We start from the raw sequence: 23,611 nt of genomic DNA on the forward strand, positions 1-23,611 counted from the left end.
CGTGCTCGTCAGGGCGCCGAATGCGGCGCGTTTGAAGCCTGTGCCACGCCAAGTCGCGCGGTCAGGTCGTCGTTCTTGAAGAAAGTGTAGGACAGGGTGATCGTCTTGACGTCGCCCGGCAGGTCGGCGTCGACGATGAAGCGCACCGGCATGTCGCGCGATTCGCCCGGCTGCAGGGTCTGCGCGGTGAAGCAGAAACACTCGGTCTTGGTGAAGTGCCCCGACGCGCGCGCCGGTGCAACCGACGGCACCGCGCTTCCGACGATGGGCCGGTCGCCGTCGTTGCGGGCGAAGTACATCGCCTCGTTCAGTTCGCCGGGCACCACCTGCATGGTCAGCTGCTCGGGCTCGAACGCCCAGGGCAACTTCGAGTTCACGCCGCCATCGAACTGCACGGTGACGGTGCGCGCCTTGCGCGCCTCGCCGGCGACGGCCGCGGTGCCCGCGCGCGCCTGGCCGGTGCCGCCCTCGAGGCGGATGCCGAACACCTTTTCGCAGGCGATCCGGTACAGCGGCACCAGCGAGAAGGTGAAGGCGAACGCGGCCAGCGCCACGCCGGCCAGCTTGAGCCAGCCCGCACCGCGCTTCGCCTGGGCCCGGGGCTCGCTCATGCCGCGCCCAGCACGCCGGACAGGATGAAGCCGACGTAGATCGCGATCGCGATGATGCCCACGATCCACGCCGTGCGCGCCACGCCCTTGCGGCGCTGCGTGCTGTCCTGGTTGTGGTTGCTCGGTGCGGTCATGGCTGCTGCTTTTTCTTCAGTGCCGGCATCCGGTCGGAGGCCAGCGCTTTCGGGTTGATCACCCGCACATGAATGTGCGGGCTCTTGCGAAGGACTCGCCTCAGTGACTCACGTCACCGTGGGCCAGGTCGCCATCCTTGATCACCGGCGGCGTGGCGAAGGTGTGGTGCGGCGCCGGCGACGGCACGGTCCACTCCAGGCCACGCGCGCTTTCCCACGCGCGGGCATCGGCCTTGGCGCCGTTGCGCAGAGAGTGCAGCAGGATGCCGGCCATCAGGAACGGGGTGGCAAACATGCCGAACGCACCGATCGAGCTGACCAGGTTCCAGTCGGCGAACACCACGTTGTAGTCCGGGATACGGCGCGGCATGCCGGCCAGGCCCAGGAAGTGCTGCGGGAAGAACAGCACGTTGACGAACACCATGGTCCACCAGAAGTGGAACTTGGCAGCGGTCTCGTTGTACATGCGCCCGGTCCACTTCGGCCACCAGTAGTAGACCGCGGCGATCAGGCCGAACACCGCGCCGGTGACCAGCACGTAGTGGAAGTGCGCCACCACGAAGTAGGTGTCGTGATACTGGAAGTCCGCTGGGACAATGGCCAGCATCAGGCCGGAGAAACCGCCGATGGTGAACAGGATCACGAACGCGACCGACCACAGCATCGGTGCTTCGAAGCTCAGCGAGCCCTTCCACATCGTGCTGACCCAGTTGAACACCTTCACGCCGGTCGGCACCGCGATCAGCATGGTCGCGAACATGAAGTAGATCTCGCCACCCAGTGGCATGCCCACGGTGAACATGTGGTGGGCCCAGACGATGAACGACAGGAACGCGATCGAGGCGGTCGCGTAGACCATCGCCTGGTAGCCGAACAGCGGCTTGCGGCTGAAGGTCGGGATGATCTCGCTGACCACGCCGAAGGCGGGCAGGATCATGATGTAGACCTCGGGGTGTCCGAAGAACCAGAAGATGTGCTGGAACATCACCGGGTCGCCGCCACCGGCGGCGTTGAAGAAGCTGGTGCCGAAGAACTTGTCGGTCAGCAGCATCGTCACCGCGCCCGCCAGCACCGGCATGACCGCGATCAGCAGGAACGCGGTGATCAGCCAGGTCCAGCAGAAGATCGGCATCTTCAGCAGGTCCATGCCCGGCGCGCGCATGTTCAGCACCGTGGCGATGATGTTGATCGAGCCCATGATCGAGCTGACGCCCATCATGTGGATGGCGAAGATCGTGAACGCCACGTTGTAGCCGCCCTGCAGCGACAGCGGCGGGTACAGCGTCCAGCCGCCGGCAGGCGCGCCGCCCGGCAGGAACAGCGTCATCAGAAGCAGGGTGAAGGCGAACGGCATGATCCAGAAGGACCAGTTGTTCATGCGCGGCAGCGCCATGTCCGGCGCGCCGATCTGCAGCGGGATCATCCAGTTGGCCAGGCCGACGAAGGCCGGCATCACGCCACCGAAGATCATGACCAGCGCGTGCACGGTGGTCATCTGGTTGAAGAATTCGGGGGTGACGTGCTGCAGGCCCGGCGTCATCAGCTCCAGGCGGATGATCACGCTCATGCCCGCGCCGATGATGAACATCACGAAGGAGAACAGCAGGTACAGCGTGCCGATGTCCTTGTGGTTGGTCGAGAAGAACCAGCGATCGAAGAACCCCTGCTTGTGGCCGTGGTGGTCGTCGTGGTGGTCGACTGCGGAATGGGCCATGGCGTTGCTACCTCTGGAATGCGTGTGCGTGGCGGCCGCCGGGCGGCCGTTGCCTTGTTCTTGTCGGACCGGGCGGATCAGCCCTGCGCGGCGCCAGCTTCGGGAGCGGCGTCCGGCGCGGCGGCTTCGGGAGCGGCGCCGGCATCGGCCGGGGCGCTAGCGTCGACCGGAGCTGCCTCGGGTGCCGGGGCAGGCTCGACCGGTGCAGCAGGCGCGGGCTTCTTCGATGCCAGCCAGCGGGCGAACTCTTCCTTCGACACCGCCTCGACCACGATCGGCATGAAGCCGTGGTCCTTGCCGCACAGCTCGGCGCACTGGCCGCGATACACGCCGGGGGTCTTGATCTCGGTCCAGGCCTCGTTGATCAGGCCGGGGATCGCATCCTGCTTCCAGCCCAGCGCCGGCACCCACCAGGCGTGGATGACGTCGTCGGCGGTGATGACGAAGCGGACCTTGGTGTCGACCGGCAGGACCAGGCGGTTGTCCACGTCCAGCAGGTAGTGCGGGTTGGCCTCGAGGGTCGGCTGCTCGCCGCTCTGGCGGATGCGGTCGGACTCGCGGTCCAGGCGGCTGGTGAACGACACGCCCTCGCCCAGGTAGTCGTACTTCCACATCCACTGGTAGCCGGTGACCTTCACGGTCATCGCGGCGTCGCGGGTGTCGTACATCGCGATCAGCTTGGCCGTCGCCGGCCAGGCCATGGCGATCAGGATCACGACCGGGATCACCGTCCAGATCACCTCGGCGGTGGTGTTGTGGCTGAACTGCGCCGCGACCGCGCCCTTGGAGCGGCGGAACTTGAACATCGCGTAGCCCATCGCACCGAACACGATCACGCCGATGACCACGCACACGATCAGCACGATCATGTGCGCTTCGTAGGCGTTCTGCGAGGAAGCGGTCACCCCGCGCCCCATGTTCAACTGCCAGCGGTGCGGATCCGCCGACTGGGCCCAGGCCAGCGCGGGGAACGCCAACAGCGCGCCCGTCGCGATCAACCGCTTCCACCAACCCTTCGCTTGCATCATTGCCTAGACCCTGTCTGCGTCATCGGTTGCGGCCATCGCCATGGGCTGCGGCCGCCAGGAATTCGTTCAAACACCGCGCCAGCTGCGAGCGTTCGGCCGGGCCCAGGAAAGCGCCCACCTCGACCCGTCTGCCGCTGGACGACAGCGTGACCCTGCCGTCGTCCCCCTCCACGCGCACCCGCACCCAGTACGGATGGGCGCTGAAAACAGCATCGGCCCCGCGACGGACTTCCACCGTCCCGGGACCGATGGCGATCTCCTCGCCCCGCTCCCCGCTGCGCCACACCCATCGCAGCGCCAGCGCGACCCCCGCGCTGTGCAGCAGGGCGAAGGCAGGCGCGAAGACGTTGCCGGCCAGCCAGCCAAGCCCGGCCACCAGCCACATCGCCCCCGCCAGCGCGGCGAACAGGGACCTGAACTGGCGGGCCGTCAGGGCCCGCGGCGGGCGCAGCCGCAGCTGCGCGCCGGCGTCGCCGGATCTGGACGGAACCACCTCGATCATGTCGCCCACCGCCGCTTGCCGCCTGCGGAAAACACTAAAGATGGTAAGCGTTGGGCATACCCAGCGGCAACTTGCATTGATCCGGAGCAACTAATGGAGCGGGGACTGCCGGGACTCGCAGCGCCCGCATGCCGGGTCCGTGGCCCCGTCTCCAGCACCGCCACGCGAGCCTCTGGACGGGACAAGGTGACATCGCCAATGCACAGGCCAGCTACGTCTGGACACCGATGCCGGCCCGCCCTCTGCCGCCAACGATCCATCACATGGCCGAGCAATCAGCCTTCTCCCACCCGTTAGACGATGGCTCATCGCGACCGCACAGAGGGGCAGCAGGAAGCCTAGCCCGGAATTCGGACGCCTCTTGACGACGTGCGACACATGTCGCATTGTTGCGACACAAATCAAACGCCGGAGCTCCTCGATGGGCAGTTCGCCGACCCCGTCCAATGCGGAACTGGAAATGCTGAAATGCCTCTGGCGCCACACCGCCTGCAGCGCCCGCGAGCTGCACAACAGCGTGGCTCCGGCGCTGGACTGGTCCTACTCCTCCACCCGCAAGACCCTCGAACGCATGGTCGACAAGGGGCTGGTGGCGGAGGAATCCCTCCACGGCCTCAACGTGTACCGGGCCAAGGTCGGCAAGGTGGCGACCCTGGCTGCGCTGAGCGCGGACTTCGCCCGCCGCGTGCTGGAGATCGATGGCCCCTTGCCGGTGCAGGCGTTCGCCGACAGCCGCCTGCTGAGCGAGACGGAGATCGAACAACTCGAAGCGTTGTTGCGCGCCCCCGACGCGGAGGACCGGTCATGAGCCTGCCCGCCTCCAGCTTCTGGATCGTCCATGTCTTCGGCTGCCTGGTGGCCGGTGCACTTGCCTGGGGCCTGGGAGTAGGGCTGCAGCGCTGGCTGCGCATCTCCCATGCATCGCGCAACTACTGGCTCGGGTTGTGGCTGCTGGCGGCAGCGCCGGCCATCATCGCGGTTGCGCTGGATCTGTGGGCTCCTGCGGTCGTTCCGCTGCCGGCGTACTTGCCCCTGCCTTTGGCGATCGACGACGGCGTGGATGCCGGGATTGCCGCAAGAACGTCGGCCCTTTCCCTGCCGCAACCTGCCCTGCTGCTGGCCGCGCTGTACCTAGCCGGTGTCGGCGTCGCCCTGCTCGCCCAACTGCGTGGCGCGCTGGCGGTACGGCGCGTGTTGCGCGCATCAACGCCCGTGGGCCGTACCCGCTGGCCGGGGCAGGCCTGCGCGGAGGAAGTGCGGCGCCTGATGAATGCCGGGATCGGTGTGCGCCTGACCGCGCAGACGGTCAGCCCGTTTGCGGTGAGCTGGCCGCAGCCGGTCATCGTCCTGCCGGCCACCGCGCTGGAACGCTTCAGCGACCGCCAGCTGCACATGGTCATCCGCCATGAGGCCGCGCATCTGCTGAACCACGATCCGCAGCGGGCGGCATGCATGCGGCTGGCCGGCGCCGTGCTCTGGTTCGACCCGTTCGTCCGCCTTCTTGCCGCGCGCGTCCAGATGGCGGCCGAACTGCGCTGCGACGCCTGGGCGCTGCAGGTCGATACCGCGGCCGGACGCGACCTTGCTTCGGCCTACGTCGACACGTTGCGCATGGACCACACCGGCGGCCACGCCACCATGGCGTTTGCCGGGCGGCGCATCGACGATCACCTGCTGCGCTTGCGGCACATGCTGGGCGGAGATCCGGACCGGGCCTTGCCGCTACGTCTACGCGTGCTGTTCACGGCCATGGCGATAGCCGTCGGCGGCCTGCTGGCCTCGATGCAGGCCGCGCTGGCGGACCCGCGCGTTCCCGTCGCCAGTTCCAGTGTCGGTACCGCCCTCCATGTAGCCGTGGCCGAGCCCGAGCCGCTTTTCTCCAGCCCTGTCCCCTCGGCACGCGTGAGCAGCCATTTCCAGGACACCGGCGGCGGCCGCAAGCGAGCGCACAACGGCATGGACCTGGCAGCCCGGCGAGGCACGGACGTGCTTGCGCCCGCCGACGGCATCGTCGTGGCCGCCACCATGCAATACCCAGGCGGCCCGCGCTACGGCACCGTGGTCGTGCTCGACCACGGCCACGGCTGGCAGACGCTGTATGCCCACCTGGACAGCTTCGACGTGACGCCGGGCCAGCAGGTCAAGGCGGGCGAACGCATCGCCGGCATCGGCACCACCGGCGAGACCACCGGCCCCCACGTGCACGTGGAGCTGCTGCGGCACGGGCAGCGGATCGATCCGGAACCGCGACTGCGATGAACGCGTAGCCCGCGCCACAGATACCCCTTCTTCAGGCGCACCACTTTCCTGGCCGCAGGACGGGCGACTGCGCGCGCGAAACACCCCACGACACGGAGAACACGACCCGATGCCATGCCGCCGCATGCTTCCCCTGGCGATCGCGATCGCCCCGCTGTGCGCCACCCCGCTCGCTTCGGCGCAATCAACCCAGGCGCAATCCGCTCCGGTGCAAGCGACCTCGGCGCCTGCCCCGGCCCCCTCCGTGCCGGCGACGCCCGCCAACGCGACCGCCACCACGGACCTGGACAGCGTATCGGTGCAGGGTGAACGCTACGACGCCCGCCGCGACGACACCGCGACCCGCATCGTGATCGCCCGCGAAGAACTGCTCCGGCAGGGCGACGCCACCCTGGGCGAGGCCATGAAACGACTACCCGGCGTCACCATCGGCATCGGCACGCCCGGGCGCTCGGGCGCGATCGCGTTGCGCGGCATGGCCGGCTACACCCAGGTCCTGATCGACGGACAGCGCGCACCCACCGGCTTCGATTTCGACTCGCTGACGCCGGACATGGTCGAGCGCATCGAAATCCTGCGCTCCCCGACCGCCGACCTCAGCGGCGAGTCCATCGCCGGAACGATCAACATCGTGCTGGCGCAGACCGCGCGCACGGACGCCAGGCAACTGACCCTGGCCTGGGCCACGGCCGATGGTCGGCAGGCGCCATCGGCAAGCTGGCGCTCGAGCCGTCGCGAGGAAAGCCGCAGCCATGTGCTCACCGCCACCGCGGCGCGGCGCGAGTTCCTCTACGAAGACACCGGCCTGGAGCGCGGCTACGATCCTGCCGGCGTGGAAAACCTGCGCCGCACCACCCGACTGCGCTCCATCGGCGTGCGCGATGGGCTAACCCTCGCCCCCACCCTGGACCTGCGCCTGGCCAACGACGACACCCTGGCGCTGCAGGCCTTCCTGGACAGCAGCCATCTCGAACGCACCGGGGACGTGGACTGGGAAACGCTGCTCGGCCCGCAGCTGGACCACGTCCGCTACCGCCAGGGCAACGACATCGACAACACCCAGTTCAACACCAGCGTTACCTGGACCCACCCGTTCGCGGGCGCCGGCACACTGACCGCCAAGGCCAACGCCGCCTGGAACCGCGAGGACTACCAGTTCCGCGAACAGGGCTATGCCGCCGACGGCTCACTCAACCTGGAGGACAGCACGACCGCCGACATGGATGTTCGCAACCTCGGCAGCAACGGCAAGTGGGCGCTGCCGAAGACCGGTCGGCACCAGGTCCAGACCGGGTGGGAGGCCAGCGTGGACCGGCGCCGCGAAACCCGGATCCAGCACCTGCTACCGGTTGCCGGCAAGGAAGGATCCATCAGCGACCTGTCGTTCGATTCGCAGATCCGCCGCCTGGCCGCCTATGCCCAGGACGACATCGCGTTCTCACCGCAATGGTCGATGTACCTGGGGCTGCGCTGGGAGGCCATCGAGACCACCAGCGGCGGCACCGGCTTCGCCGCCGTGCGCAACCGCGCCAGTGTATTTTCCCCGGTACTGCAGTCGCTGTGGAAAATGCCCGGCAGCGACAAGGACCAGGTCCGCCTGGCGCTGAGCCGCACGTTCAAGGCACCCACCCTGGCCGCGCTCAGCGCGCGCCCCTACACCTCCACCAACAATCGCCCGTTGAACCCGGACGTGCGCGGCAATCCCGGACTGGAACCGGAACTGGCCACCGGCCTGGATGCGGCATACGAACGTTATGGCAAGGACGGCGCGCGACTGAGCGTCGGCGGCTACGTGCGCCGGATCCGCGGCGTGATCCGCACTGAAACGCGGATGCTCGAAGGCCGCTGGGTCGCCTTCCCGGCCAACGGCGGCGACGCCAGCGCCTGGGGCCTGGAGATGGATGCGCGTGCCGGCCTGGCGCAGCTGCATGCCGGTGCCCCGGCCATCGACCTGCGCTTCAACGCCACCCTCAACCGCTCCAGGGTCGACGGTGTTCCTGGCCCCGACAACCGCATAGACCAGCAGGTTCCGTTCAGCGCCACACTCGGCGCCGATTGGAAGTTCGATCCGGAGTGGACCGCCGGCCTGGGCTACACCTATCGCAGTGGCGGCCCGGTGCGGATCACCGCCTCCCGCGGCAACCTGGACGCGTACCGGCGCGAGCTGGACATGTACCTGCTGTGGGCTCCGGCCAGGCGCGCGAAACTGCGCCTGGCCGTCACCAACGCCCTGCATCCGACCCTGGAAACAGGCCAGTGGTATCTGGACGCCGATGGCCTGCAGCGGATCGACCGGCAGCGCCGCCCGCCGGTGGGCGTGCGGCTGCAATGGGAGATGCAGCTGTAGCCTGCGGCGATCAAAGGCCGACGTCGAAACCGGCCAACGCCCGCGGCAGCGTGGGCATGCCGCAGGTCCTGACCCGTCCGCAAGCGGGGCACTGGCCCGGCAAGCCCTAGAATGGCCGCCTCCCGTCCGCTCCGGACCCCTGCGCGCCCCGTCACGCCGTGAAGCCCACCCCCCTGGCCGTGGATGCCGCCGAGGTCGAAGCCCTGTTCGACTCGATCCCGGACGTGCTGTTCTTCATCAAGGACCGCGAGGGCCGCTACACCCACGTCAACGCGACCATGCTGCGCCGGCTGGGCCTGCGTTCGCGGCGCGAGATCATCGGCCGCCGCGCCATCGAGCTGTACCCCGGCGGCCTGGGCGTGACTTATGGCCTCCAGGACCAGCAGGTGCTGGAAGGCGCGGTGATCGACAACCTGCTGGAACTGCAGCTGTTCCCCGACCAGGAGCCGGGCTGGTGCCTGACCTGCAAGCGGCCCTTGCTGGTGGACGGGCAGGTGGCCGGCCTGGTCGGCATCTCCCGCGACCTGGCCAGCCGCGAGGGCCTGGCAGCCGACTACCAGTCGCTGCGGGAAGCCCTCGTCCACATGAACCGGCATTACGCCGGGAACATCCGCATCCACGACCTGCTGGCGATCACCGGCTTCTCGGCTTCCAAGCTTGAACGCACCTTCCAGAAAGTGTTCCAGCTCACGCCGCTGCAGCTGCTGAGCCGGATCCGGATCCAGGCGGCGATGCATCGCCTGCACGGCCCGGGCAGCATCGCTTCGATCGCCCAGGCCTGCGGCTTCGGCGACCAGAGCGCGTTCACCCGCCGCTTCGTGGCCCTGGTGGGAATGACCCCGAGCGAATACCGGGCGCTGCGCCAGCCCTGAGCCTGCCGCGGGGCGGTTTGTGCCGGCCCGGGCGGCCATCGCGCCGGAATCCGTCAAGCCAGCCGCGGCCGGCGGCGCCATCATGGCCGCTTCCCGCGCCCGCCCGGGCCCGTCGCCACTGCGCCCGTCCGAAGCCGGATGCCGGCGGCGTTCGTCCTCCTGCCGATACCCGCCATGACCGCCCAAGCCACGCCCCCATCCTGCACGCCGCCCACCGACGCCCCCGCTGCCGATGCGCCGATCCCGGTCGTCGCCACCGGCAGCGCCGCCACGCCATCGCCGCTGCGCGTCGCGATCACCGCGGCTTGGCTGCGCGACGAGGACACCCACGTCCGCGAGCTGCTGGTGCAGGCCCGGCAGGACGCGCTGGCACAGGACGAGATCGACGCGCTGGCCGCCGACCTGGTCCGCCGCGTGCGCGCCCGCGCCCAGGACCAGGGCGCGATCGAAGCCTTCATGCGCCAGTACGACCTGGGCAGCGAGGAAGGCGTGCTGCTGATGTGCGTGGCCGAAGCCCTGCTGCGCATCCCCGACCAGGAAACCGCCGACAAGCTGATCCGCGACAAGCTCGGCGACGCCGACTGGGAAAAGCACCTGGGCCAGAGCGAATCGGTGCTGGTCAACGCCTCGACCTGGGGGCTGATGCTCACCGGCAGGCTGGTCAACCTCAACGACCTCACCCGCCACGACGTGCCCGGCGCGTTCAAGCGCCTGGTCGGCCGCGTCGGCGAGCCGGTGGTGCGCCTGGCCGTGCGCCAGGCGATGCGGATCATGGGCCATCAGTTCGTCATGGGCCGCACGATCTCCGAAGCGCTGTCGCGTTCGAAGAAAGGCGACAACGCCGCCTACCGCTATTCGTTCGACATGCTCGGCGAAGGCGCGCTGACAATGAAGGACGCGCAGCGCTACCTGCAGGCGTACCGCGACGCGATCCACGCGATCGGGCGCAGCGGCAACCATGCCGCTGGCGACGTGTTCGCCGCGCCCAGCATTTCGATCAAGCTTTCCGCGCTGTTCCCGCGCTACGAACACGCCAAGCGCGAGCGGGTCATGGCCGAGCTCGCACCGGCGGTGCTGGAACTGGCGCACCTGGCGAAGGGCTATGGCATCGGCTACACGGTCGATGCCGAGGAAAGCGACCGCCTGGAGCTGTCGCTGGACCTGATCGAGGCGACCTTCTCCGATCCGTCCCTCGATGGCTGGGAAGGCTACGGCCTGGCGGTGCAGGCGTACCAGAAGCGCGCGCCGTTCGTGATCGACTTCCTCGCCGACCTGGCCCGCCGCGTCGGCCGCCGCATCCCGGTGCGCCTGGTCAAGGGCGCGTACTGGGACGCGGAGATCAAGCGCGCCCAGGTCGAGGGCCAGGCCGGCTACCCGGTGTTCACCCGCAAGCAGAACACCGACGTGTCCTACCTGGCGACGGCCCGGCGCATGTTCGTCCATGGCGACGCCTTGTACCCGATGTTCGCCACGCACAACGCGCAGACCATCGCGGCGATCAGGGCGACCGCGAAGGGCCGGCCGTACGAGCACCAGAAGCTGCACGGCATGGGCGACGACCTGTATGCCGAAGTGGTGCCGGCCGACCGCCTCGGCGTGCCGTGCCGCGTGTACGCGCCGGTGGGCAGCCACGAGGACCTGCTGCCGTACCTGGTGCGCCGCCTGCTCGAGAACGGCGCCAACTCCAGCTTCGTCAACCGGATCACCGACGAGGACGTGCCGGTGGCCGAACTGATCCAGGACCCGGTCGCCGCGGTGGCCGGCTTCGATTCAGGCGGCTCCTCCATCGCCCATCCGCGCATCCCCTTGCCGCGCGATCTCTTCATCCAGCAAGGCTTCGACAGGAACAACTCCATGGGCGCCAACTTCGCCGACGACAACGAACTGAAGACGCTGGCCGCGCGCCTCGGCGAACATGCCGGCCCCTGGCGCGCCGCACCGCTGGTGCCGGGCGCCGCGCAGGCCAGCAGCGAAAGCCTCGCGGTCACCAGTCCAGCCGACCGCCACCAGGTCGTGGGCCACTGGCAGCCGGCCGATGCCGCCACCGTGCAGCGCGCGCTGGCCAATGCCGTGTCCGCGCAGCCGGCCTGGGACCTCACCCCCGCCGCCAGCCGCGCCGCGATCCTCGAGCACGCCGCCACCCTGCTCGAGCAGCGCATGCCGGAGTTCATGGCGCTGTGCGTGCGCGAAGCCGGCAAGACCCTGCCCGACTCGGTCGCCGAAGTGCGCGAGGCGGTCGACTTCCTGCGCTACTACGCCGGCCAGGCGCGCCGCCAGTTCGGCGCACCCGAGCAGCTGCCCGGGCCGACCGGCGAATCCAACGTGCTGCAGCTGCAAGGCCGCGGCGTGTTCGTCTGCATCAGCCCGTGGAACTTCCCGCTGGCGATCTTCCTGGGCCAGGTCGCCGCAGCGCTGGCCGCCGGCAACAGCGTGATCGCCAAGCCGGCCGAACAGACCAACCTCATCGGGCATGCGGCGGTGAAGCTGCTGCACGAAGCCGGCGTTCCCGAACAGGTCCTGCAGTTCGTGCCCGGCGACGGCGCCACCGTCGGTGCGGCGCTGACCGCCGACGCGCGCGTGGCCGGCGTGGCCTTCACCGGTTCCACCGACACAGCACGCGCGATCAACCGCGCGCTGGCCGCGCGCGACGAGGCGCCCATCGCGGTGCTGATCGCCGAGACCGGCGGCCAGAACGCGCTCATCGCCGACTCCTCCGCACTGCCCGAACAGCTGGTCAAGGATGCGATCGGTTCCGCCTTCACCTCCGCCGGCCAGCGCTGCTCGGCCGCGCGCGTGCTGTTCGTGCAGGACGACATCGCCGACAAGGTGATGACGATGCTCGCCGGCGCGATGGCCGAACTGAAGGTCGGCGACCCCGGCCTGCTGGCCACCGACGTCGGCCCGGTGATCGATGCCGACGCACTGGAGCTGCTGCAGGCCCATGCCCAGCGCATGGACCGCGAGGCCCGGCACATCGCCACCGTCCCGGTGGACGCCGGCGCCGCGCAGGGCACGTTCTTCGCCCCGCGCGCCTACGAACTGCAGTCGCTTTCGCAGCTGCGAAGCGAGGTGTTCGGTCCGGTGCTGCACGTGCTGCGCTGGAAGGCCGAGCACCTGGACGCGGTGATCGAGCAGGTCAACGCCACCGGCTACGGCCTGACCCTGGGCATCCATTCGCGCATCGACGAGACCGTGGACCGGATCGTGTCGCGGGTGAAGGTCGGCAACGTCTACGTCAACCGCAACCAGATCGGCGCGGTGGTCGGCGTGCAGCCCTTCGGCGGCCAGGGCCTCTCGGGCACCGGCCCCAAGGCCGGCGGCCCGCACTACCTGCCGCGCTTCGCCACCGAGAAGACCGTGACCGTCAACACCACCGCCGCCGGTGGCAACGCTTCGCTGCTGACCCTGGGCGACTGATCGCAGCTGAACGCGAGTGACGGAGGAAGGGGCGCTCGATGCGCCCCTTCCTGTTTGCGCGCGCGGGTGACTTCAGGGGCTTGCCTGCCCGCAACGCATCGGCGACGCTTGGGTCGTCCCGATGGAAGCGGGGCACATCGGAGGCGGGCCGGCGGCGTCCGCGGCGGGGACAGGGAGGCGGATGACTACCGATTTCTACAACCTTCTGCTGACCGACTGCGCGCTGGCACTGATCCTGCTGGGCCTGTTCTGGTACGTGTCGAGGGTTTCGCGCGGGGTGCGCGGCATCGCGTCGTGGGGCGCGGGGCATTTCATCTATTCGCTGGGTGCGGCGATGCTCGACGGCACCGCCACCGGGCTGGAGCGCGCCGGTTCGGCGACCGCGACCGTGGTGGTCGCGGCCATCGGCGGCATCCTCGCCTGCGGCGGCCTGGCCGTGCTTGCGGGCGCGACCATCAAGTTCGTCCAGCAACGCCCGCTGCGGCGCACGGAATGGATGCTGGTGCCGGCATTCGTCGCCCTTTCTTTGCTGGCCTGGCTGGCCGGCGACGCGATCGACGGCCAGGGCGCGGCGATGAGCCTGGCCGAACTGGCCATGCTGGCGGTGATGCTGTGGCAGCTGCGCCAGCTCGACACCCCGCCGCTGCGCGTGCCGGCGCGACTGGTGATGCTGGGCTGCATGGTGCTGGCCTTCCTCTATGGCCGCGACCTGTTGCATGCCTTCACCGGCCGCTACGGCCCCAACGACGCCTGGGTCAATGTCGACCTGTCGACGTGGTACCTGATCAACTTCTGCATGCTGATGCTGACCAGCTTCCGCGCCGCCGAATCCTTGCGGCAGACCGCGATGCTCGATCCGCTCACCGGCACGCTCAACCGGCGCGGACTGTTCGCCCGGCTCGACCCGGACCTGGAACGGCTGACCCGCGAGGGCCACCTGGCGGTGATCGCGCTGGACCTGGACCACTTCAAGCGGGTCAACGACCGCTACGGGCACGAGATCGGCGACCTGGTGCTGCAGAAGCTCAGCGACACGATCCGCAGCCAGACCCGCGAGCACGACGTGTTCGCGCGCACCGGGGGCGAGGAGTTCGTGATCGTGGTGACCGGCCCGGACGCGCATAACGCGCACCACCTGGCCGAGCGCATCCGCGTCTCGCTGTCGACCATGCGCCTGGATCCGCCGGCGCCACCGGTGCGGGTCACCAGCAGCCTGGGCGTGGCCATGTCGAACCGGTCGATGCCGCTGTCGATGCTGATGCGCGGCGCCGACGAGGCGCTCTATACCGCCAAGCGTGCCGGCCGCGACTGCGTGGTGACGCACACGCTGTAACGGCGTGCAGGCGCCAGTTCCACCGCTTCCCACAGGGTTGCGCCGACTCGCCTCTCTTTGTAGGAGCGGGCATGACCGCGACACCGACGCCGTCGGTAGATGCGACACCTTCGTCCACCAATGCTCCGGCCGTTACTACGTCATCCAACATGACGGCCGTGCACCACTTGCAGGCGCGAGGGAGAAGGCATCGACGGACCGGGGCGCCTTCAAACGTCGATCATGCCGACGGCGTCGGTGTCGCGGTCATGCCCGCTCCTACAGAAGCGGAGCAATGCGTCGGCCGCTTCAGCCGGCGACCAGCCTCACCCGCGCGAAGTTGCGCTTGCCGACCTGCAGCACGCCTTCGAAACCGGGCGCGAACGACTGGGTCGCGTCCTCGACCACCACGCCCTCGACCTTGACCGCGCGCTCCTTGAGCTTGCGGTTGGCCTCCGAGTTGGACGGGGTGATCCCGGCGGCGGTGAGCAGCGCGGCGATGCGGATACCTTCGGCCGGCACCAGCACGTCCTGCAGCGGCAGGGATGAAGTATCGCCCTGTCCGGTGACCACCGCATGCCAGCCGGCGATGGCCTGCTCGGCGGCGGCGGCATCGTGGAAACGCGTAGCCAGCTCGCGTGCCAGGCGCAGCTTGACCTCGCGCGGGTTCAACGCGCCGGACTCGACGTCCGCGCGCAGCTTCGCCGCCTCGGCCACCGAGATGTCGAAGCTGAGCAGGTCGATCCAGCGCCAGGTCAGGTCGTCGCCGATCTTCATCGTCTTGGTCACGATGTCGATCGCCGGCTCGCTGATGCCGATGTAGTTGCCCAGCGACTTGCTCATCTTGTTGACGCCATCCAGGCCTTCCAGCAACGGCATGGTCAGCACGATCTGCGGCTTCTGCCCGTGGTGCTCCTGCAGGCCACGGCCCATCAGCAGGTTGAACTTCTGGTCGGTGCCGCCCAGCTCCACGTCCGCCTCCAGCGCCACCGAGTCGTAGCCCTGCACCAGCGGGTAGAGGAATTCATGGATGGCGATCGACTGCTGCGCCGCGTAGCGCTTGGCGAAGTCGTCGCGCTCGAGCATGCGCGCCACCGTGTGCTGGCCGGCCAGGCGGATCATGTCGGCCGCCGGCATCTTCCCGAACCACTCGCTGTTGAAGCGCACTTCGGTGCGCTCGCGGTCCAGCACCTTGAACACCTGCTCCTCGTAGGTGCGGGCATTGGCCAGCACGTCCTCGCGGGTCAGCGGCTTGCGGGTGACGTTCTTGCCGGTCGGGTCGCCGATCATCCCGGTGAAGTCGCCGATCAGGAAGATCACCTGGTGCCCCAGGTCCTGGAACTGGCGCATCTTGTTCAGCAGGACGGTGTGGCCGATATGCAGGTCCGGCGCGGTCGGGTCGAAGCCGGCCTTGACCCGCAGCGGGCGGCCCCCGGCCTTCATCGAGGCGGCGAGGCGCTCCGCCAGCTCCTCGCGCTTGAGGATCTCGTCGGCACCGCGACCGAGCAGGGCTAGGGACTCTTCAACGGACTTCTGCTCGGAAAACACGACCGGCTCCACAGTTCTGGCGATGACAAACTTGAACGAAATGTTACGTGCGGGTTAACTGGAAAGCCAGAGGAAAGTTCAGGTTCTTCAATGGTTTGACGCACTACTTTCAGGTGACTATGTTACGCGCCAGTGGGCCGCGCTCCGGGGTCCCGTGAAGGAAGTTGAGCGATGTCCCTGACCGACCACGGCCGCGTCCGCAAGCAGCAGTTCCACGACCGCCTCGGCATCCTTCACCACCGCAACCTGCACCGCAAGCTGAAGGAGCGGTTCCCCGCCGCCTTCAACACCCGCTGGACGCGCCGCCACTGGCTGCACGCCAGCCTGTTCGCCACCCTCGGCGCGCTGCTGGCCACCATCGTCCCCGGCTTCTCCGCGCAGCTGGAACCGGAGCGCCAGGCCAACGCGATGCTGCCGCTGGTCCTGCCCCCGCTGACGGTGCGCTCCACCGGCGAGACGGCCGGCTACTGGGAAGTCGTGCAGATCGAGCGCGGGCAGACCCTGGGCTCGGTGTTCGGGCAGGTCGGCGTGCCGGCCAGCACGATGCACCGGATCCTGGACAACCCGGCCAACCGCGACGCGCTGACCCGGCTGCGTCCCGGTGCCGAAATCGCTTTCCAGCGCGACGCCGACGGCGAGCTGCGCGGCTTCCGCTTCGACCGCAGCCCGACCCAGCGGGTCGAACTGCGCCTGCAGGGCGAAAGCATCCACGAGAAGGTGCTCGAGCGCGCCACCACCACCCGCCTGGCGGTGACCAGCGCCGAGATCGACCACTCGCTGTATGCCGCGGGCCGCAAGGCCGGCCTGAGCCCGGCGGCGATCGCGGTGATGACCGACGAGATCTTCAAGTACGACATCGACTTCAAGGACGTCCAGCCGGGCGACCGCTTCAGCGCGGTGGTCGAGGAGACCTGGCGCGAGGGCGAGCGGATCGGCACCGGCCGGATCCTGGCCGCGACCTTCAGCACCAACGGCAAGAGCTATACGGGCTTCCGCTTCGAGCGCAACGGCAAGGCCGAATACTTCACCGCCGACGGCCGGCCGCTGAAGAAGAGCTTCATCCGCATGCCGATCCCGTATGCGCGCCTGTCGTCGAACTTCGGCGCGCGCCGGCACCCGGTGCTGGGCAAGATGCGCATGCACAAGGGCGTGGACTATGCCGCCGGCACCGGCACGCCGATCATGGCCGCAGGCGATGCGCGCGTGCAGTTCGTCGGCACCCAGCGCGGCTACGGCAACGTGGTGATCCTCGACCACGGCCGTGGCCACACCACGCTGTACGCGCACATGTCGCGCTTCGGCAAGGTCAGGAAGGGCCAGCAGGTCGGCCAGGGCACCGTCATCGGCTACGTCGGCGCCACCGGCCTGGCCACCGGCCCGCACCTGCACTACGAATTCCGCGTCAACGGCGTGCACCGCAACCCGCTGTCGGTGACCATGCCCCCGCCGGAGCCGCTGAAGGGCGGCGACCTGGCGGCGTTCCGCGCGGCGACCGCGCCGACCCTGGCGCGGATGGAGTCGATGGAGAAGCTGATGTTCGCCCACGCCGACACGGCCAAGGCGAAGAAGAAGGACAAGCGCGGCTGAGCCCAGCGCAGGCGCACCGGCGCGGACGCCTGTCCGCGAACCGCCACGCCAGGGATGCCGCATCACCACCTCCGTCGTCCAGACGCCCTGTCGCGGCCATGCCTGCTCCTGCAGGCGGATGCGCCATCGCCGCGACCCCGGGTTCCGGATAACCTGCGCGCATGTCGCACCTCTACCTTGGCCTGATCTCCGGCACCAGCGCCGACGGCATCGACGCCGCGCTGGTCGAATTCCCCGATGGCACCAGTGCACGCGGCCTGCAGTTGCGCGCCGCGCGCGTGCACCCCTGGCCCGCCGCCCTGCGCGAGCGCCTGGTCGCACTGGGCCAGGGCGGCGAGCTGACGTCGCTGGATGAACTGGGCCGGCTCGACGTGCAGGTGGCGCAGCAGTTCGCCGACGCGGCCCTGTCGCTGCTCGACGATGCCGGCATCAGCCCGCGACAGGTCGCCGCGATCGGTTCCCACGGCCAGACCCTGCGCCATCGGCCGCATGGCGATGCACCCTTCACGATGCAGGTCGGCGATGGCAGCGTGATCGCCGAACGCACCGGCATCGCCACCGTCGCCGACTTCCGTCGCCGCGATGTCGCCGCCGGTGGCCATGGCGCACCGCTGGTGCCGGCCTTCCACGCCGCGCTGCTGCATTCGCCGGACGAAGACCGCGCGGTGCTCAACCTCGGCGGGATCGGCAACTACACGCTGCTGCCGCGCGTGGGCACGGTGCGCGGCTTCGATACCGGCCCGGCCAATGCCCTGCTCGATGCCTGGTGCCTGCGCCACACCGGCGAGGCGTTCGACGCCGGTGGCGCGTTCGCCGCCCGCGGCCGGATCGACGACGCGCTCCTGGCACGGCTGCTCGACGACCCCTGGTTCGCACTGCCGCCGCCCAAGAGCACCGGCCGCGAACAGTTCCACCTGGACTGGGTGCGCACGCGACTGCATGGCGGCGAATCACCCGCCGACGTGCAGGCGACCCTGCTGGAGCTGAGCGCGGTGACCATCGCCCGCGCGCTCGGTGCGCACCAGCCGGGCACCGCGCGGGTGATCGCCTGCGGCGGTGGCGTGCGCAACCCGCAGCTGCTGGCGCGCATCGCCGCGCACCTGCCGCACGCGCGCATCGCATCCACCGACGCGCATGGGCTGGATCCGGATTTCGTCGAGGCCATGGCGTTCGCCTGGCTGGCGCGGGAAACGCTCGCCCAGCGGCCGGGCAACCTGCCCGCGGTGACCGGCGCGCGCGGGCCGCGCGTGCTCGGCGTGGTGCATCCCGCCTGAGAGCCGAGCACTCGCAGAGCGAGATCGCTCCGCTGCTCCTTCGCTTCTCGTAGAGCGGCGCGCCTAGCCCCGCTCTACGAAGTCGCCGCGTCGTTATCGATGCGAGTGCCGCATCGGCACCGCCAATCGAAAAAAAAGGCCCCGCCTCCGCCATGGAAGCGGGGCCGTTTTGCGATCGTTACTGCGCGCTGCCGCCGAAGTGGTGGGTGAACTGCAGGTTGATCGTGCGGCCGACCGAGTCGAACCAGGAGATGTCGTAGTACGGATACGCCGTATAGGTCGGATCCTTCGGCGGCATCTTGTTGGCCAGGTTGGTCACCGCCAGCGCCAGGCGCGACTGGCCGTTGAAGCGGTACGACACCGACGCGTTGTAGCGGTAGGTCGCCTCGATCCACGGACCCGGGTCGCCCTCCTCCCACACCTGGTCGTAGGACCAGCCGTTGGGCAGGCTGCCCAGCCGCTGGCCGTACAGGGTCGCCGACCAGGCGCCGTTCTCCCAGCCGATGCTCGCATTGCTCTTGTTGCGCGGGATGTCGAAGCCGCTGTTGATCGCGAACTCGTCCTCGACCGGATCTCCGGGGAACTGCTGGAAGTCGTGCTCGTTGACCCAGGTGTGGTTGAACGTGAAGGTCCAGCGCCCGATCGAGGTGTCGAAGCGGTAGCGCGCGGCCACGTCCACGCCGTTGGTCCTTTCGCGGGCGACGTTGATCGGGTTGACGTAGATCCCGTACAGGCTGTCGTTGGAGGTGCGGGTCACCCGCGAGAGCGCGTCCACGCAGGTCGGCGAAGCGATGTCCAGTTCGCCGAGCCGGCACGCGGCCTCGTCGCGCAGGATCGCGTCCACGCTCATGTCCTGGACCTGGTCGCGCATGTCGATGTCGAACCAGTCCGCCGACAGGTCCAGGCCCTGCAGCGGCGACCAGACGAAACCGGCGGTCCACGACGTGCTGGTCTCGGCGTCCAGCTCGCGGTTGCCCTCGCGCGTGCGGATCAGGCCTTCCTCGTAGTCGGAGCAGTCGTCGGCATCGTCGAGCAGGCAGTAGTAGTAGTCGTTGCCCGAGGTTTCGTCGTTGCCGATGCCCGAATAGACGTAGTGCAGGTCCGGCGCGCGGAACGCGGTGCCGTACGAGCCGCGGACCAGCAGGCTGTCGACCGGCCGCCATTCCAGGCCGGTGCTCCAGGTCGGCTTGCCAATCGAGTTGCCCGAGTAGCGGTACTGGTCGTAGCGCGCGGCCAGGCTCCAGTTGAGGCTGTCCAGCACCGGCATGCGCAGCTCGCCGGCGGTCGCCCAGCGGTTGCGGCTGCCATGGCCGTCCGAATCCTTCCAGCTGTAGTAGTAGTACTGCGTGGCCAGCGGATCGGGGTTGAGGTCGTAGGACTGGTTGCCGAACTCCACCGTGCCGGCGAAACCGGCGTCGCCGCCGGACAGCGTGAACAGGTCGGCCTTGCTCACCGTCAGCGCGAGCGTGCCGGTTTCCGATTGCGGCCTGTAGACCGAACGTGCGGCGATGCTGTCGAACTCTTCGCGGGTCAGCGGCGTGTACAGGCGGTCGGGGTCGGCGCTGAAGATCGGGAAATCGTCGTCGTCCACGCCCAGCTGCGGGCCCAGGAACAGTTCGTTGGCGCGCGCGGCCACGATCTGCGGCCAGCTGATCTCGGCCTTGTACTGCGAGTAGCTCAGCGAGGCCTCGTAGTCCCAGTCCTGGGCGAAGGTGCCCTTGAAGCCGGTGGTCAGGCCGAAGGTCTTCTGCGTGGTCTCGACCATGCCGCGATCCAGCCCGCCCATCTCCTCGGGCGAGAACTGGCGCTGCCAGTACTCCACGTCGCCAGTGGCGTCGTTGTAGAAGTAGCCTTCCTCGTTGCCGTCCGGCGCCATGTAGCTCCACGAGCTCACGTCGCGGAACAGCTCGACGTTGTGGTAGCCCAGCTGCACGTCGGCGAACCATTCGCTGCCGTTGTCGAACGCGTAGGACAGCGAGGCGTAGCCGTTGGCACCGCGGCGCTTGCTCAGGATCGTGCCGTAGCCGATCGACTCGTCGCTGCCGCAGTAGTAGCCGTAGCGCGGGCGGAACGCGTAGTAGGTGGTGCCGCCGTTCTGGCCGGCCAGCGCGTCGCAGGTGTCCTGGCCCGGATCGAGGTAGTCGTCGTACCAGTCGGTGCGCAGGTAGGCGCGGCGCGCGATCTGCGAGCCGGTGGTCGGCCCGTCCTTGGTCGAATCCTGGATTGGGCGCTCGTAGGCCCACAGCGGCGTCTGCGACTGCAGCTCGATGCCGTACAGGCCGCTGAAGCGGCCGCGCTCGAAGCCGTCGACGAAGGTGCCGTTGAACGACTCGCCGCCGCCATCGCTGGTGGTGCCCAGGCGCATGTCGACCAGGACGCCATCCACCTTCTTCTTGAGGATGAAGTTCACCACGCCGGAGATCGCGTCCGAGCCGTAGATCGCCGAAGCGCTGCCGGTCAGCACCTCGACCCGCTCGATCATCCCGATCGGGATGCCCGAGATGTCGGTGAAGTTGCTGCGGCCCTTGAACGGCATCGGGAAGTCGGCGATGCGGCGGCCGTTGACCAGGACCAGGGTGTGGTTCGGGCCCAGGCCGCGCAGGTCGACCTGCTGCGCGCCGGGCGAGAAGTCCGCGCCGCTGGCCGACTGCTGGCTCTGGGTCTCGCCGCCGTTCTGGGTCATGCCGCGCAGGATGTCGGGCACCGACGTGAAGCCATTGGCGCGGATCTCCTCGGCGGTGATCACGCTGATCGGGGCGGGGCCGTCGATCTGCGCGCGCGGGATGCGCGAGCCGGTGACCTGGACCGCTTCGATCTCGGTCACCTCCTCTTCCTGGACGACGGGCGGGCTGCCGGAGCTGGCGTCCTGCGCGGCCGGTTGCGGGGCCGGCGCGCGGCGCGCGGTATCGACCCGCGCCACCAGCACCGCGCCGGTGGCCTGGTCGCGTTGCGCACCGAATCCGCTGCCATGCAGCAGCTGCTGCAATGCCTGGTCGGTCGAGGCCGCGCCCTGGACGCCGGCGGTGCGGCGGCCCTTGAGGTCATCGGCCCGGTAGACCAGCTGGGTATCGGACTGGCGGGCCAGGGTATTGAGCGCGGCCGCCAGGTCGCCGGGCGGGACATTGATCGGACCGGACGAATTGGCCGCCTGCGCCGCCAGCGCGGTCGAACAGGCCAGGCTCAACAGCAGGACTCGCGACGGATGACGCATCGGTTCTTCTCCCCGGTACCGGAACGGCACTCTTTCGAGCTATGGACGAACGACGCGGCCGATGCCCCCATGGCCACGCACGGATCAACGCGAATGCAGCACGATCCGGTCCGGATGACGCTCGGCACGGACCGGGAAACCCTGTTCGAGCAGGCCCACGAAACCTTCGAGGTTGGACCAGCGGAAATTGCCGCCGATGCGCAACTGGGCCACGGCAGGATCGGCCAGTTCGAGCCGGCGGGCATTGAAGCGGTTGAATTCGTCGGCCGCGGTCGTGAGCGGCACGTCCTCGAAGGCCAGGAAGCCCTTGCGCCACTCCAGGTAGCGCTTCGCCTGCGCCAGCGGCAGGGAGCGCACCAGCACGCCTTCGCGGCCGGCCGTGGCCAGGCTGCCGGCCGGAAGCAGGGCGGAAGGCACAGCGCGGCCATCGGCACCCGGCGCGGACTCCAGCCGCACCCGGCCCTCGGTCACCACCACCCGCAGCGTCTCGGCGTCGCGGCGCACCGCGTAGCGCGTGCCCACCGCCACCGCGCGATGGCCGTCGGCCTCGACCACGAACGGACGCGCGCGGTCGTGGGCGACATCGAAGAACGCCTCGCCCCGGACCAGGGCGACATGGCGCTGGCCGCGGTCGAAGCGCAGGTCCAGCCGGCTGTCGCTGCTTAGGGTGGCGCGGCTGCCATCGGCCAGCACGACCTCGCGCACCTCGCCGATGGCGCTGGCGTAACTGGCCTGGTGGCGCCCGCCCAGCTGCCACCCGCCCCAGCCCAACCCGGCCGCCAGGAACAGGACCGCGGCGGCGGCCGCCGCCGAGGGCCAGCGGGCGCTGCGTGTCGCCCTGGGCCTGGGCGCGAATGCGAGTGCGCGCAGGTCCGGGGCCGCGTTGACCGCGGACCCGACCGCATCCATCGGAACGGACACCGGCTCGCGCGCGCCTGCCACGATCCAGTCCGACCACTGGTCGCGCGGTGGAATCTCGCCTTCCGGCAGGCCCGCGGCCAGTGCCTGCAGGCGCCCGGCTTCGGTCCAGGCCGACTGAAGGCGCAGCAGCGCCACCCGGTGCGCGGTGCTCTCGGCGAGCCAGGCCTCCAGCGCCTGCTGGTCGTGCGCGGTCCATGGCCCGGCGTCGCGCTGGGCCAGCCAGGCCGCGGCGGCGGATTCAATCTTCCTGCTGTCGGCCATGTCCCGGATCCCCTTCCGCGTCGGCCCGTGGCACCCGCCGGCCGGGTACGGGCGCGCCGCCACCGTAGAGGTGGTCGGCGATCAACCGCATGCCCTTGGCCAGGTGTTTTTCCACGGTCCTTCCGCTGATGCCCAGGCGCTGGGCGACGTCGTTCTGCGACAGTTCCTCCACCCGCCGCAGCCACACCACCTGGCGGCAACGTTCGGGCAGCGCGTCCAGGGCTTCGGCCAATCGCCGCAGCGCCTGGCGGGTGCCGACCCAGCGTTCGGGCGACACCTCGTCGATCAGGTAGACGTTCGAGGACTCGAAATCACCCACCGGCTCGATCGACACCACCCGGCTGCGGCGCAGCCGGTCGGTCATCAGGTGCCGGGCGGTGGTGAACATGAAGGCGCGCGGGGCGGTCGGGCGACTGCGCGCGGCGGCTTCGTACACGCGGACATAGACCTCCTGGCGCAGGTCGTGCAGTTCGTCGCGGCGCGGCCAGCAGCGCTGCAGGAACTGCATCAGCGCCCGCTCGTGGACCAGGACCTCGCGGACGAACCAGTCGTCTAATTCGGTGGACATGCCCGCACTCTAGCCCAGCGCGCGGCCGGCGACGGGACATCGATG

General features: G+C 69.3%; 17 protein-coding genes. 8 read left to right on the top strand and 9 right to left on the bottom strand.

The window, feature by feature from the left end:
• Positions 1–8: 8 nt before the first annotated feature.
• The 5 genes from MNQ95_RS05470 to MNQ95_RS05490 form a co-directional block, all read right to left on the bottom strand.
• Positions 9–611 carry a cytochrome c oxidase assembly protein gene (locus MNQ95_RS05470; protein ID WP_162408013.1) on the bottom strand — a complete coding sequence of 201 codons (603 nt, stop codon included), beginning with the start codon at positions 609–611 and terminating at the stop codon, positions 9–11.
• Complete coding sequence (locus MNQ95_RS05475; RefSeq protein ID WP_202922800.1) at positions 608–745, bottom strand: hypothetical protein; 138 nt, start codon at positions 743–745, stop codon at positions 608–610. Before MNQ95_RS05475 ends, MNQ95_RS05470 begins: the two co-directional genes overlap by 4 nt.
• Positions 746–845: 100 nt before the next feature.
• Positions 846–2,459: a cytochrome c oxidase subunit I gene (ctaD, locus tag MNQ95_RS05480; protein ID WP_162408014.1), complete on the bottom strand. Its 1,614-nt coding sequence runs from the start codon at positions 2,457–2,459 to the stop codon at positions 846–848.
• Between the two features lie 77 nt (positions 2,460–2,536).
• Positions 2,537–3,487 carry a cytochrome c oxidase subunit II gene (gene coxB / locus MNQ95_RS05485; RefSeq protein WP_241954037.1) on the bottom strand — a complete coding sequence of 317 codons (951 nt, stop codon included), beginning with the start codon at positions 3,485–3,487 and terminating at the stop codon, positions 2,537–2,539.
• Between the two features lie 19 nt (positions 3,488–3,506).
• Positions 3,507–3,989 carry a DUF2244 domain-containing protein gene (locus MNQ95_RS05490; protein WP_162408016.1) on the bottom strand — a complete coding sequence of 161 codons (483 nt, stop codon included), beginning with the start codon at positions 3,987–3,989 and terminating at the stop codon, positions 3,507–3,509.
• 421 nt (positions 3,990–4,410) lie between these two features.
• Here MNQ95_RS05490 and MNQ95_RS05495 point away from each other — a divergent pair, with 421 nt between their 5' ends.
• The 6 genes from MNQ95_RS05495 to MNQ95_RS05520 all read left to right on the top strand — a co-directional run bounded on the left by MNQ95_RS05495 (position 4,411) and on the right by MNQ95_RS05520 (position 14,217).
• Positions 4,411–4,797: a BlaI/MecI/CopY family transcriptional regulator gene (locus tag MNQ95_RS05495; protein WP_241954038.1), complete on the top strand. Its 387-nt coding sequence runs from the start codon at positions 4,411–4,413 to the stop codon at positions 4,795–4,797.
• The gene (locus tag MNQ95_RS05500) at positions 4,794–6,248 is read left to right on the top strand and encodes a M23/M56 family metallopeptidase (protein ID WP_241954039.1); all 1,455 of its coding nucleotides are present in this window, start codon (positions 4,794–4,796) and stop codon (positions 6,246–6,248) included. The genes MNQ95_RS05495 and MNQ95_RS05500 overlap by 4 nt, the downstream gene beginning before the upstream one ends.
• 244 nt (positions 6,249–6,492) lie before the next feature.
• Positions 6,493–8,595: a TonB-dependent receptor plug domain-containing protein gene (locus tag MNQ95_RS05505; protein ID WP_241954040.1), complete on the top strand. Its 2,103-nt coding sequence runs from the start codon at positions 6,493–6,495 to the stop codon at positions 8,593–8,595.
• Between the two features lie 173 nt (positions 8,596–8,768).
• The gene (locus MNQ95_RS05510; RefSeq protein WP_241954368.1) at positions 8,769–9,467 is read left to right on the top strand and encodes an AraC family transcriptional regulator; all 699 of its coding nucleotides are present in this window, start codon (positions 8,769–8,771) and stop codon (positions 9,465–9,467) included.
• 174 nt (positions 9,468–9,641) lie between these two features.
• On the top strand, positions 9,642–12,884 hold the full coding sequence (gene putA / locus MNQ95_RS05515; protein WP_241954041.1) for a bifunctional proline dehydrogenase/L-glutamate gamma-semialdehyde dehydrogenase PutA: 3,243 nt from the start codon (positions 9,642–9,644) through the stop codon (positions 12,882–12,884).
• 181 nt (positions 12,885–13,065) lie between these two features.
• Positions 13,066–14,217, top strand: a complete 1,152-nt coding sequence (locus tag MNQ95_RS05520; protein ID WP_162408021.1) for a GGDEF domain-containing protein — start codon at positions 13,066–13,068, stop codon at positions 14,215–14,217.
• Between the two features lie 288 nt (positions 14,218–14,505).
• Here MNQ95_RS05520 and tyrS read toward each other — a convergent pair whose 3' ends face one another.
• Complete coding sequence (gene tyrS / locus MNQ95_RS05525) at positions 14,506–15,744, bottom strand: tyrosine--tRNA ligase (protein ID WP_241954042.1); 1,239 nt, start codon at positions 15,742–15,744, stop codon at positions 14,506–14,508.
• Positions 15,745–15,915: 171 nt separating this feature from the next.
• Here tyrS and MNQ95_RS05530 point away from each other — a divergent pair, with 171 nt between their 5' ends.
• Both MNQ95_RS05530 and MNQ95_RS05535 read left to right on the top strand, forming a co-directional pair.
• Positions 15,916–17,331 carry a M23 family metallopeptidase gene (locus MNQ95_RS05530; RefSeq protein ID WP_162408023.1) on the top strand — a complete coding sequence of 472 codons (1,416 nt, stop codon included), beginning with the start codon at positions 15,916–15,918 and terminating at the stop codon, positions 17,329–17,331.
• 161 nt (positions 17,332–17,492) lie between these two features.
• Positions 17,493–18,605 carry an anhydro-N-acetylmuramic acid kinase gene (locus MNQ95_RS05535; RefSeq protein ID WP_241954043.1) on the top strand — a complete coding sequence of 371 codons (1,113 nt, stop codon included), beginning with the start codon at positions 17,493–17,495 and terminating at the stop codon, positions 18,603–18,605.
• 178 nt (positions 18,606–18,783) lie between these two features.
• On the opposite strand, the gene MNQ95_RS05540 is transcribed toward MNQ95_RS05535, so the two are convergent.
• The 3 genes from MNQ95_RS05540 to MNQ95_RS05550 all read right to left on the bottom strand — a co-directional run bounded on the left by MNQ95_RS05540 (position 18,784) and on the right by MNQ95_RS05550 (position 23,566).
• Positions 18,784–21,816 carry a TonB-dependent receptor domain-containing protein gene (locus MNQ95_RS05540; protein ID WP_241954044.1) on the bottom strand — a complete coding sequence of 1,011 codons (3,033 nt, stop codon included), beginning with the start codon at positions 21,814–21,816 and terminating at the stop codon, positions 18,784–18,786.
• 84 nt (positions 21,817–21,900) lie between these two features.
• Positions 21,901–22,998 (bottom strand): FecR family protein, encoded by a 1,098-nt coding sequence (locus MNQ95_RS05545; protein WP_241954045.1) that lies wholly within the window; start codon positions 22,996–22,998, stop codon positions 21,901–21,903.
• On the bottom strand, positions 22,976–23,566 hold the full coding sequence (locus MNQ95_RS05550) for an RNA polymerase sigma factor (RefSeq protein WP_162408027.1): 591 nt from the start codon (positions 23,564–23,566) through the stop codon (positions 22,976–22,978). The genes MNQ95_RS05545 and MNQ95_RS05550 overlap by 23 nt, the downstream gene beginning before the upstream one ends.
• Positions 23,567–23,611: the final 45 nt, after the last annotated feature.

Origin of the sequence: Pseudoxanthomonas daejeonensis (genome assembly GCF_022637495.1) — a bacterium.
GTDB lineage: Bacteria > Pseudomonadota > Gammaproteobacteria > Xanthomonadales > Xanthomonadaceae > Pseudoxanthomonas > Pseudoxanthomonas daejeonensis.